This is a genomic window from Streptomyces sp. NPDC000878 (assembly GCF_053599695.1).
The window spans coordinates 18,008-29,829 of sequence record NZ_JBSFMT010000102.1; the positions used below are offsets into that span (position 1 = coordinate 18,008).

The 11,822-nt window shown below is 67.3% G+C and carries 10 protein-coding genes; 2 read left to right on the forward strand and 8 right to left on the reverse strand.

Annotated features, from left to right (window positions below):
* Positions 1-33: 33 nt before the first annotated feature.
* From ACWDR4_RS45685 to ACWDR4_RS45700, 4 genes are all read right to left on the reverse strand, one after another.
* On the reverse strand, positions 34-426 hold the full coding sequence (locus tag ACWDR4_RS45685) for a TadE/TadG family type IV pilus assembly protein (RefSeq protein ID WP_450417560.1): 393 nt from the start codon (positions 424-426) through the stop codon (positions 34-36).
* Positions 426-2,051, reverse strand: coding sequence for an AAA family ATPase (locus ACWDR4_RS45690; protein WP_450417562.1), 1,626 nt, complete (start codon positions 2,049-2,051; stop codon positions 426-428). The genes ACWDR4_RS45685 and ACWDR4_RS45690 overlap by 1 nt, the downstream gene beginning before the upstream one ends.
* Before the next feature lie 72 nt (positions 2,052-2,123).
* Positions 2,124-2,843 (reverse strand): Flp pilus assembly protein CpaB, encoded by a 720-nt coding sequence (gene cpaB, locus ACWDR4_RS45695; RefSeq protein ID WP_450417564.1) that lies wholly within the window; start codon positions 2,841-2,843, stop codon positions 2,124-2,126.
* A gap of 102 nt (positions 2,844-2,945) precedes the next feature.
* On the reverse strand, positions 2,946-3,845 hold the full coding sequence (locus tag ACWDR4_RS45700) for a hypothetical protein (protein ID WP_450417565.1): 900 nt from the start codon (positions 3,843-3,845) through the stop codon (positions 2,946-2,948).
* A gap of 356 nt (positions 3,846-4,201) precedes the next feature.
* Between ACWDR4_RS45700 and ACWDR4_RS45705 the strand changes: the two genes are divergently transcribed.
* A complete protein-coding gene (locus ACWDR4_RS45705; protein WP_450417567.1) occupies positions 4,202-4,453 on the forward strand; it encodes a hypothetical protein in 252 nt (83 codons plus the stop codon).
* Positions 4,454-4,479: 26 nt separating this feature from the next.
* Here ACWDR4_RS45705 and ACWDR4_RS45710 read toward each other — a convergent pair whose 3' ends face one another.
* On the reverse strand, positions 4,480-5,130 hold the full coding sequence (locus tag ACWDR4_RS45710; RefSeq protein ID WP_450417568.1) for a tetratricopeptide repeat protein: 651 nt from the start codon (positions 5,128-5,130) through the stop codon (positions 4,480-4,482).
* A 176-nt stretch (positions 5,131-5,306) separates the two neighbouring features.
* Here ACWDR4_RS45710 and ACWDR4_RS45715 point away from each other — a divergent pair, with 176 nt between their 5' ends.
* Positions 5,307-5,969 (forward strand): hypothetical protein, encoded by a 663-nt coding sequence (locus ACWDR4_RS45715; protein WP_450417569.1) that lies wholly within the window; start codon positions 5,307-5,309, stop codon positions 5,967-5,969.
* A 58-nt stretch (positions 5,970-6,027) separates the two neighbouring features.
* On the opposite strand, the gene ACWDR4_RS45720 is transcribed toward ACWDR4_RS45715, so the two are convergent.
* From ACWDR4_RS45720 to ACWDR4_RS45730, 3 genes are all read right to left on the reverse strand, one after another.
* Positions 6,028-6,411: a hypothetical protein gene (locus tag ACWDR4_RS45720; RefSeq protein ID WP_450417570.1), complete on the reverse strand. Its 384-nt coding sequence runs from the start codon at positions 6,409-6,411 to the stop codon at positions 6,028-6,030.
* Positions 6,412-6,473: 62 nt separating this feature from the next.
* Positions 6,474-7,430 (reverse strand): SUKH-3 domain-containing protein, encoded by a 957-nt coding sequence (locus ACWDR4_RS45725; protein WP_450417572.1) that lies wholly within the window; start codon positions 7,428-7,430, stop codon positions 6,474-6,476.
* Positions 7,431-11,822: DUF6531 domain-containing protein (locus tag ACWDR4_RS45730; RefSeq protein WP_450417573.1), on the reverse strand; the 4,392-nt coding region annotated here is incomplete at its 5' end.

Consider the following 11,822-nt stretch of genomic DNA (forward strand, 5'->3'; position numbering starts at 1 on the left):
GCTTCTGTCAAAACAGGTTGTGGCTTCTGTCGGTCAGCCGTCGTCGTCGTTGGGCATGGTGGCTTCGCGGGTCACGGGCCAGGCGTCGAAGATCGGGATGATCGCGGGGACGGTGACGGTCACGGTCGCGGTGGTCGTGTCGCCCGCACCGAGCGGCGCGTCCACCTGCGGATTGAGCCAGTCGCTGACGGAGGCGACACCCGCCGCTTCCCCGTCGCCGTCCAGGGAGGCCGCCCTGGCCGCCGCACGCGCCCCCGTCCCGGCCTGGTTGATGCCGTAGCCGATGAGGCCGAGCTGGATGCAGGCCAGGCCCACGACGATGAGGATCGGGAGGAAACCGGTGAACTCCAGGATGGAGGCGCCCCGGTCACCCCGTCCCCGCTCTTCCCGGAGGCGGCTCGCCAGACGGTCCCGAAGGCTCCTCATCAGTCCCCGTCCCCTTCCAGCGCCGCCCCCGCCTCGCCGTTCACCCTCCAGTTGACGTCGAACCCGGGGAAGAACAGGGGTACTTGGGCGCTGACGGTGGCCTTCATGACCTCGCCCTCGGGGCCGCAGTCGATGGCGGCACCGGACCAGGCTCCGGGGAGGTGCTCGCCGCCCGCGCTCTCGCAGGCCCCCTCGTAGCCGGCGGGGTCGAGGGCGTACGCCGCTGTGGCCGCGCGAGCCGCCTCGTCCGCCGCGTTGCCGGCCAACGAGTACGTGTAGCCGTACAGCGCGCACTGCCACAGGATGCTCATCACGACGAGCAACAGCGGGAACATGCCCGCGAATTCGAGGGTCACGGCGCCTCGGTCGCCGCGCTCTCCGCGTCGGCGCAGGGTCAGTGCGCCCCGGTCCGAGGACGAGGACTTACGCCGTTTGCCGCCGCCCCCCTCCGGGACGACGACGAGGCCCAACTCCCCCGCCAGCGCCCACAGTGCCTGCTTGACCGTCGACCGGGCGTCCAGGTCCTGGAGCCGTCCGGCGTCGACGACGCCCTGAAGTTCCTTGAAGGCGGCGGGGATTGAAGCCCGCGCGACCTTCGTTCCGGTGACCTTCTCGACGAGGGCGGGCTGGATCTCCGTACCCTTGGACTGCCTGTTGACGACCGTCAACGTCTCCTCGGCCTTGCGGATCTGGAGGCGGTCCCAGAGGCGGACCATGCGTTTGGCGGCGCGTACGGCGATGACGTCCGGGGTGACGAGGAGCAGGGCGTGGTCGGCCATCTCGACGGCGGCGGCCGTGGCCGAGTCCATCCGGGCGCCGCAGTCGACGATGACGACGTCATTGCGGGAGCGCAGGGCGGCGACGATCTGGCGGGCCGCGCGGTCGGTGACCTCCTCGCCGCGTTCGCCCTCGGCGGGGGCGAGGAGCAGGCCGATGCCGGTGTCGTGGATGAAGACGGCGTCCTGGAGGACACGCGGGTTGATGTCCGTGATGCCGGCCAGGTCGGCGACCGACCTGCGGAACTGGACGTCCAGGTAGGAGGCGACGTCCCCCGACTGGAGGTCCAGGTCGAGAAGGGCGACGGTGCGGCCCGACGCCCGTGCCGCGAGGGCGAGTTGGACGGCGGTGACGGTCGCGCCGACACCGCCCTTGGCGCCGGTGACGGTGACGACCGTACCGCCGGGGCCCGAGTACAACTCCGGTGCGCTGCTGCCGAGATGGCGTCGCATGCCCGACGACCAGGACGCGGCGGCTGTCACCCGCTCGGCCAGGGACTCGTAGGTGAGCGGCAGTTGGACGATGCCGCGGGCGCCGGAGTCCATGGCGGCGGTGAGGACGCCGGTGCTGGGGTCGGCGGTGATGAGGACGACCCCGACGGCCGGGAAGCGCAACACGAGGTCGCGTACGAGGTCGAGGGCCGGGACCGGCCCTATCCGCTCGTGTACGAGGACGACTTCGGGCAGTTCTTCGAGGGACTCGGCGGCCAGCCGGGCCAGAGTGTCGAGCAGCGCGGTCGAGTCGGCGACGGGCGGGGCGGGTTCGGCGTCGGGGAGCCTGCTGAGGAGGGTGGTCAGGGCGCGAGCGGACTCGATGTCGGCGGTGGCGGGGAGGATGCGGATGGTCATCGGCACACCCTCGCCGGGCACGACCTCGGCCGCGGCTGCGGCTTCGTACGTACGGACCTCATGCCCGGCCTCCTACTTGTCCTTGTCGAGGGTGTACGTACGGTCGCTGTCGCCGGGGACGGCCGTCAGTTCGCCGCCCGCGACCAGGGACAGCCGGACGTGTTCGGCGAACGACTCGGCGTACGCGACACGTTGGGCGTTCGGCGTCGTGAGCGCGAAGGTGATCGGGACGGCCTCCGTCGCCGTACGCCGGCGTTCGCTGCTCGACTGTCCCGCTTCGAGGGCGGTCAGCTTGCCGACGTCGATGACGCGCGCGTTGGTGACGAGCAGCTTGACCTCGTCGACGTTCTTCTCGCTGTCCTTGGACTCGAAGGTGGCGTAGATGTTGACGAGCGACCCCGGGTTGATCTTTCCGGCGACACCGGTCGACGCGTCGATCATGATCGCGATCTCCTGCTCACCGGCGGCCAGTTCGGGCCGGTCGACGATCATGTCGGTCTGCAGCAGGGAGCCCTTCTCCAGCCGGGTCACCGCGATCTTGCCGCGGATCTGGGAGGCCTTGGTGACGGCGGTCGCCGACAGCCAGCGCTCCGGCATGGAGATCTTCTCGAACTGGTCGGCCGTGAGCTCCTTGTAGGGCGCGATGTCGCTCTTGAGGCGGTACGCCGTCACCTCCGGGCCGACCTTGGAGTTCACGTCGCGGATCACCGAGAGCACTCCGACGAAGGCGCCGATGGCGCACAGGGTCGAGAGGACCAGCAGGACGACGCCGCGGCGCTGGCGTGAGTTCATGACGCGGACAACCTCGATCGGGGGTGGGGACGGACGGGGTCGAGCGGTCGTGCCGTTCAGGGGGTTGCGTGAGGTGAGGGTTCAGTTGTGGGAGTGCGTCTCTTACGTCTTACCTCGGGGCAGTGCTGCTCGTACTGATGTTCCCGAGGCTCCTGCTGGGGTTCCTGCCCGCCCGAGGGCCGCGGGAAGCTCTTGCGGACGGGCGAGTGGGGCGGCGCAGAATCCGCAGCGGTCGCCGATGAGTTCGAGACCGCACCAGTGGCACTCCTCGCGGCGTACGGAGGAGACCAGTTGGTAGAGCACGGAGACGTCGTGCAGCCCGGCCGCGAACTCGACGACCTTCCCGGTCCCCCACCAGCGCACGGACTCCGCGGGCAGCGGTACGGGGGCGACTCCCTGGACGCGCCAGGCGGGTGCGAGGGTCGAGGTGACCCAGTCGGAGGGCGGCTGCCCCTGCGCCACGAGCAGCCGCGTCCCGAACTCGGGCCCGGCCAACTCCTCCTGGCCCACCCGTACGAGCTGGGCTCGCGGATTGGCCAGTACGGCGAACTGGGCGCCCGGCACCCAGGACTTGGCGTGCGACTTGAGCGAGACGGGCACCCGGTCCAGCTTGGCGACGGAGCCGAGGAGGGCGCCGGCGTAGATGTAGTGGGCGAGGAGACGGGCGGAGGACGCCAGTACGCCCGGGCTGAAGTCGCACATGGAGAGCTGGCGCAACTGCTGGGCGAGCAGGGCGAGTCCGAGGGGCGGCAGATCGACGCCGAGCAGCGCGATGCGGTCGCTCTCCAGGACGGAACGCACGGTGTGCAGCCGCCGGGTGACGGCCGGGTCCGTGGACGCCGGGTAGAGGGCGATGACGTACCCGTGCTGCTCGATGAGCGTGTGCATGCCCATGAGGGCGCCGTCGAGGGTGTCGAGGGTCGGGACGGCGGCGGGTGGGGTCTGCCGGTCATGCGGTGGGAGCACCAGATCGGAACTGGTGACGGCTATCGCGGTCGGCACGGCTGCACACCACCCCGTTCACTGCGGCGGGGTGGTCGGCCACCGCCTCAGATCGCCCCTGTGACGTCCTCTTGCATCAGCACCTTATCCACGGCATGGCCCGCTCAACACCGAATCTTCTAGATCAACTAACGGAAGGTGGAGCTTGATCGACGGAGAGTGAGGCGAATATGCCACAAGTCGGGTGCCGGGGAGGGGAGTTGACGGGGTACGCGCGGCGCACCGATGCACCTCGGGCGGAAAAGTTCACCGAGATCCCTCACACCTTCGAGAGTTCCCCACGCAATCCCCACCCCGCTCCCGGAATTGTGGCCTCCATCACAGCGCGAGCGGTTCGCCCCTGGTCCACTGCCCGGATGCTGATCAACCTGATACTCCGCGTCCTCCCCTGGTGGATCCGCGAGCCCCTGGTCATCGCCGTCAGCCTCTTCTTCTGCGGCCTCGCCTTCTACTGGACCGTCACGGACGGAGGGTGGGCCAGATTCGGCATCGGCGTCCTGTTCCTCGCCGTCGCGGCCCTCCGGATCCACATCCTCAGAGGGGAGTTGAGATCCTGGCAGACAGCGAGAAGCCCCGCGGGTGCCCCACCGGTGGCTGACCACAGCTGACCGTGGGCGCCCGGAAGGGGGGCGCCTCACGGCAGGTTGATCTCCTTGCGGGCTTCCGTCACCCAGCGCAGCACGCCGTGGGAGTCGGTGCTCTCGGCCAATTCCGTGGCTTCGTCGAGCAACGCCGCCGCGTCGTCGCGCCGCTCCTGCTGGCCGGCCAGATAGGCAAGCCCGATCAGGTTCGCGGCCACCCCCGGCAGGAATCCCAGCTCCCTGCGGAGACGGGTGGACTCCTCGAAGCGCGCCCGGGCCTCGTCCAGGCGGCCGGCCATGTGGTCGGCGAAGCCGAGGTGGCGCAGCGCGTAGGACATCGTCAGCCGGTCACCCGCCCGGGTGGCGAGTTCGAGAGCGCGCTCGAAGGTGGGTAGGGCAGTCTCGGTGTCGTCGCGGACCACTTGATGGAAGGCGCCGACCCAGAACACGGCTTCGCCCTCGCCCCGCCCGTCACCGAGCCGCCCGTACAGCTCCGCCGCACGCTCGAAGAACTCCAACTCCCGCGCGTCCTCGGCCCGCTCCTCCAGAAAACGGGCGTGGATCACCCGGCCGCGGGCCAGCGCGAGGTCCGCCTCGACCTCGTCGAGGTTCCGGTCGGCGGAGGCAAGCGCACCGCTGTCGCCGCCGAACACGGCACGTTCGTAGAGGAGTTCGGCTCGCTCGATCCGCTCGTCGGCAGTCATGGCGGGAGGGTATCGACCGCACGAGGAGGGATTCGGTGCCTTTCGAGCAAGCGGCGGAGCGGACAGCGGGTCCTTTGCCGTTGCCACAGCGCAACCTTGGGCAGCCTGACTACAACACGGACCCCACCGATACCGTCTTGGCTCAGCCAGCACATCTGCCTGACGGGGAGTCCACTGTGAAGCGCCGCTCTTTGCCCATTGCCGCCGCGTCCGCCGCGACGGCAGCGCTGCTGCTGACCGCGTGTGGCGGCAGCGACGGCGGATCGAAGGACGATCACGAGATCGCCGGGGCCGACACAGGCAGCGAGACATCCGCATCACCGACGGCACCCGCCTCGGCCTCGGCGGCCTCCGCCAGCCGACCGAAGATCGAGCTGCCGTCCGATCTGACGTACACCTTCGAATGGCCCAAGACCGGCGACACGGACAAGGACGCGGTCCTGAGCGACAGCGAGGAGTCCATCAAGGCCGTGGACCTCGCGATCGTGAACCAGAACGCCCTGGACAAGGCCTACCTCTACTACTACGAGGGCGAGGCAGCCGCCGGCACGGAGTCGTTCGTCCAGAAGTACGTGGATGCCAAGGCGAGCATCACGGGTGCCTATCGCTTCTACTCCCCGGACATCACGGTCGACGACGCCGGAACGGCATCCCTCAGCTACTGCGAGGACCAGGGGAAGGCATACGTGAAGTACCTGGAGACCGGCACGGTCAAGAAGACCGAGGTCAGCGCCAAGAGTTACGTCAGTTACCACACGTCGCTCAGGCGGAGCAGCGAGGGCGTCTGGGTCGTCGAGGAGATGGTCTCCCAGGTGGGGAGTACCAGGTGCCGGCCTTGAGGACCGGATCCGCACTCCATATCTTCTTTCCGAACCGAGGGTGGCCACATGCCCGAGGCTAATTGAAGTCGGCGCCCGAGAATGGGTCAGGATTCTCACCCCAGTGAAACACGAAGCCCCCTTCTCCTTGGCAGGAAGCGGCATACAAGCCTCGATCACGGAGATGGAATTCTTCACGAACCCAGCCATCCATCGCCAAGGCCGCCACCTCCGACCGAAAATGGGCGAGAGGGAAGACAAGCGATGTGACCTTGACGATCAAGCCGTCCGGATGAGTGGCAGACAGTTCCGGAGCATGAACCGCGAGTCCAAATGAAAGCCATGCGGAGTCACGCCAGTCGATCCCAACAGGTGGCACCAACCACACATTGCGGAAAACTCGCAAAATAGATTCTTCACTCGAACCAGGGGTGCGGTATTCTCCTGTCAGGTCTGCGGCCAATCCACCGAAGGGGCTATGGAGGCGGTATTTGAATATGCTCGAAATATCTCTTCACCCTTGAGCTATCGAATTCTTCTGGTGAGTTCCTGCAAGGCCTGATCAGGTGTGGTTGCGAGCAGCCTCACCGAGTCCATCCCGACATAAACCGCACCGTCCTCCGCAATGCCAACATGTTGATTGGTTCGATCAATCATGCCGACAGGGTAGAGATAAGCACCTGCTTGCTCACTGAGATCATCGAGAATCTCGTCGTCCCACATGGCCAAGAGCGGGTCGAGCCGGAATTCTCCCCATGGCATGGAATCCCTCGGCTCCCGATGCGGGATCCCCACACACCCGAATTCGGCAAGGAACCGCTGCGCTGCCTCATGCATCTCGAATTCGCCCTGCTGGCGCAGGATGCTCTCCCACGTGGCTGTAGGAACCGAACGGCCGGGGTACCAGCCGGCCGCGCGCAGCACTCGGTCCGTTTCCGCGGGCCAACGCCGCTCAGCATCGGCACCTGGACCGACGGCCTCGATCCGGTCCCAGAACGAGTGGGCTCCCACCGGAACGTCAGGTACCCAGATGCCCGCTTGCGTTCCTTGCAACTGGACGAGTCGATCGAGTGCCTGGTCGACGGTCTCGGCCAGCAACTCCCCGTGTTCCCTGGCTAGGTAGACCGCCCCGTCGGCGGCGATGCCCAGATAGCTGTTTCCGTTGCCGGCCTGGCCGATAGGACAGAGATGTGTCCCGGCTTCCTCACTCAGCCTGGCAAAGGTCGCGCTGTCCCACTCAGCTTTGAGTGGGTCGAACCTGATGGCTGACCGGGTCAGGATCGAGTCCGCCGGCCAGCCGTAGGTCACCAGGCCTCCGAATTCGGCGAGGAACCGTCGCGCGGCCTCGTGGACCTCGAACTCCCCACGCTCACGCAGAATCCACTCCCACGTGGCGGTGGGCACCGAACGGCCTGGCTGCCACCCGGCCTTCCGCAGTACTTGGTCGGTCTCTGTGGACCAACGCCGCGCTTCTTCACTCATCTAGGACACCCCTCGAATCCCCAACCGATCAAGAACATCTTGGCAGGAGTCACAAATGGGCTTCGGCACCCCATGCATGGGATTGCCCGGCGCACGCACGTTCACCGCCGCCATCACTCCGCCCCGGGGATCGACCCCGGCCTTCATGGCGTTCGAGAGCGCTTCCGCCTCACCACACCTCCCGTGCTGGCCTCCAGCGCGCTCCTTGATGGCCTGCGGAACTTGATCGTAGGCGGCTCGGATGTCCGGATGCAGGTCGTGGTCTCCTCCACCCTTGACGCTCGCACCGTTGAACGGCGTCTCATGTCCCGGCACCGACAACCCGGCCGCACTTGTGGGCCTGGTGTGCTTGTTCGCTCCTGGCCGCGCCTGTTCTTCGTCGGCTCTCCGCCTTGCGGCAGCACTCGCTGCTTCTTCACAGGCCGGCGACAGCCCGAGCGGGTCGACAGCAGTGAACGGATTCGAGACGTACGCACGGGGGTTCGGCCCAGGCGCGAGACCGAGGGGATCCAGGGAGACGTACTGGCCTGTCTCCGGGTCATAGTGACGGTGGTAGTTGTAGTTGAGTGCTGTTTCGGGGTCGTGGTACTGGCCCGGAAAACGCAGAGGGCAGTACGCACCATCAGGGCCGGGGTCGTCGAGAGGTGCGCCCCATACGGTCGTTCGTGCCCTCCACGCCAATTCTCCGCGTTCGTCGACCAGTTCTGTCGGAGTGCCGACGACGTCGGTGACGATGGAATAGAACTGGTCGTCCACCCACTCCTGGGAGACGTCCCCGACGGGGACCCTGTCCACCTGGGTAACCGGGCTGAAGCGGTCCCGTTCCCAGTCCCACACCGTGCAGGAGGGCATCTCATCGCCGCCCCGCGCAATCTGCTCGGCCGGAACGAATCCGTCCCAGGCGAAGGTCACTTCCTCCACCACGGTCTCGCCATCCGGTGCGAACCGTCGTTTTGATGTGCGACGGCCGAAAGGGTCGTACTGATAGGCCCACTTCGTACCGTCGGGTGTGGTCACACCGACAAGACGGTCCTGGCTGTCCCAGGCATAGCGCCACACATCGGGTTTGCGGGAGAGACGCTTCTTCCGTCTGACCACCACCCGGCCCTGACCGTCGTACTCATAGCGGATGTCCCCGGATTTGCGGACGGAACCGCGCTCGGAGGTCTGTGCGGAGCGAGCAGACAGATCCGCCTGCCACTCGCCCCCGCTGAGATTGCCCGCCGCGTCGTACGCGTAGCGTTCGGACCACGTCGCCGCCCGCACCCCGGTGACCCGCCCGCTGCCATCGGTGTCGACAAGGCGGTCACCGTTGAGCAGGTCGCTGATCGCCGAGACCGTTCCGTCGGGGCGGTAGCGGTATGCACGATGCTGGACACGCCGCGGTTCGACTGCCCCCGTCGGATCGGCACTCGCCGTCAGCGTCTGCGAGTTCAGCCTTCCGTCCGCATCCCAGGCCTGGCTCAGAACGGCGGAACCTGTGCGGCGCTCGATCTCGCGCCCGGCCGCGTCATACGCGAACGTGACGGTCCTGCCCGCGGTCCGCAACAACGTGGGCCGGTCGCTTCCGTCGTACTCCCAGATGCTCTCCGCGTTCGACGGGGTCACCCTGCGAATACGTCTGCCCAGCACGTCGTAGGCCGAGCGTACGGTCGCGCCGTTGCACGTTTCGGCGAGGACCCTGCCTCGGGCGTCCCGCTCGTAGGTCAGCTCGGTCTGACCGTCGACCACCCGCAGCAGGTTTCCCACCGGATCGTACGTGTATGTGGTGACCCCTTCCGGTGTGTGCTGCTGCGCCACCTTGCCGAAGGCGTCACGGATGTAGTCGATGGACTGGCCCACGCCGTTGGTCTGTCCCACGAGACGACCGGCCGCGTCGAACCGGTAGTTCTGTGCGCGTCCGTCGAAGTCCTGCTCACGAACCAGTCGGCCGGTCTCGTCGTAGAAGTACCGCCAGGCGACGCCGAGTTGGTTGGTGACCGACGTGACACGCAACTGACCGTCGTAGGCGAATTCCAGACGGGAGCCGTCGGGGTCGATGCGGACTGCCGGCAGGTCGAAGCCGCCGTACTCGAAGCGTGTCACCTGTCCGAGGGTGTCCGTGTGCTCGATGAGGTTGCCCTCACCGTCGTGGACACGTCGCTCTGTGGTGCCGTCGGGGAGGGTGCGCCTGCTGAGCCTTCCTTCCGGCGTCCAGCCGAACCGGGTGACTGCCCCGTCCGGTCCGGTCTCTGCGGTGACCCTGCCGAACACGTCCCGTTCGTACCGTGTCGTCCGACCCTCGGCGTCGGTGGTGCCGCCCGGCAGACCCGCCGCGTCGGACTCCAGCAATGCGGTACGCCCGGCAGCGTCGGCGGCCGCGGTGAGTGCGCCGATCTCGTTGTACTCGTAGGAGATGCGAGCGCCGGTGGGATCCGTCTCCGACGTCAGGTTGCCGCGCTCGTCGTATTCCATGCGCCAGACGTGGCCATCCGCCTGGGTCACCGACACGGGCCGGCCGTACGCGTTGTTCTCCGCGTGCTCCCGGCTGCCGTCCGGTCGGATGACAGCCGTTGGGGCGCCCTGCTCGTCGTACTCGTAGCGGGTCGTCAGGCCGAGCGAATCCGTGCGGGAGAGCAGCCGGTCGTAGCGGTCCCACGCGGAATACGTGGAGTGGCCGAGCGGGTCGGTCACAGCGACGAGTTGATGGAGTTCGTTGTGCCGGTACGTCGTGGTGTTGCCGAGTGCGTCGGTGTAGTGCGTCTCGCGGTTGGCGGTGTCGTAGGTGATGGTGCAGGAGAGACGGCCCTCGGCCCCCTCGCCTCGTATGCAGCGGTCCTGATCGTCGTAGGTGAAGCGGTACCAGCAACCGATGCGGTCAGTCCACGACGTGATGCGTGCCTGGCTGTCATAGGTGAGCCTCAGTGGCAGACCACTGGAGTTGTAGATCTCGGTGAGGTCGCCGTCGGAGCTGTACGCGTAGCGCCGGAGGACCGTGCTCTCGGGGCTCTCCTGCGGGGTGCGCAGACGTAGTCGAACGACACGTTCGCCCTCGGTGTCGACGTGGAGGTGTCGGCCGGCGGAGTCACGTACGGCGACGGGGACGCCCCTGGCATCACGGTCGAAGTCGATCCGCAGACCGTTGCGGTCCGTGATTGCGGCGAGGGGAACCGTGAATACGCCGTCGGCCGCAGCCGGGGTCTCCTGAGCAGTGAAGTGACGGACAAGACCCGTGGCCGGGTCGGTGATGCGCAGGGGAGCACCGGGCGTCCCGTCCCACTCCAACGGCCAGCGCGGACCTTCCAACGGCATGACCGAGGCGCCTGGTTCAGGCACCGGATAGAGCAGGATCATGCCGTCCTCGGCGGCGAACACGGCACCGTCGTCGTCCAGCTCAAGGCGCTCATCGAGGGTGGATGCCCAGGACGGGCCGAACGATCGCCCTGACCGATAGGTCGACAGATGGGTACGGCGCAGAATCAGCGGGAGCAGCCCAGGCAACTCGACGTCGGTCTCCTCCATCAGCATCTCGCCGGAGACCATGTCGATCGGGTCGCCCTTCTTGGTGCGCCCCAATGCCTGCTTGGCCTTGCTCACCGCGTTGTCCACCCCGCGGCGGAGACCACCCTTCCCCAAACCCTTGGCCATACCTTTGAGGCCGACCTTGGCGAACGCCTTCATACCCTTGGCGAGCCCGCCGAGGGTGGTCAGCCCCTTCATCCCCGGTATGCAGTCGAGCGCGGCAAATCCGACATCCCACAGAGACGCCTGTCCCTTGGAGTATTTGTAGAGCGTGTCGGCGAGCACCACCAGGGCCGCGATCAGCACGATCGCCCCGAGAATCGGCCCCCCGATAATCATCGCCACGACACCCACAACCGCGACGACGATCTTGCACACCGCGACGATGCTGTCCCAGTTGTCGGTGAACCAGTCACCGACCTCCTCCCACCAACTCCGGTTCTGGATACCGGCGTCGGAGGCCTCGTCGATCTTCCGCTTCGCCTCGCCGGCCGCGTCCTCGCGCATCTTCCGCGCGTCCTCGGCCATCTTCTTCGCCGCGTCCAGAGCGGACTGCGCGCCGGTGACGTCGGACTGGGCTGTGCTCTGGGCCGACTTGGCGTGCTGGGCGTCCCGGGTGGCGGCCCGGACCTTCGCCTCGTCCGGCGGCTCCGTCGCCTTGCTGCCGGTCGGGTCGTCCTTGTACTTGTCGGACTCCTTGCCGGCACGGGTGACCCACGAATCGGCCGACGACAGACGCGACTTGGCGGAGGACAGGTCCGCCTGCGCCTCCCGCCCCTTGGCCAGCGCCTTGTCCGCCAACGCCTGCGCCCGCTCCAGCTTCGGCCAGTAGTCCACCAGCGCATCACCGCACAGGTCGTACGACCTCTTCAGCTTCTTCAGGTTCTTGGG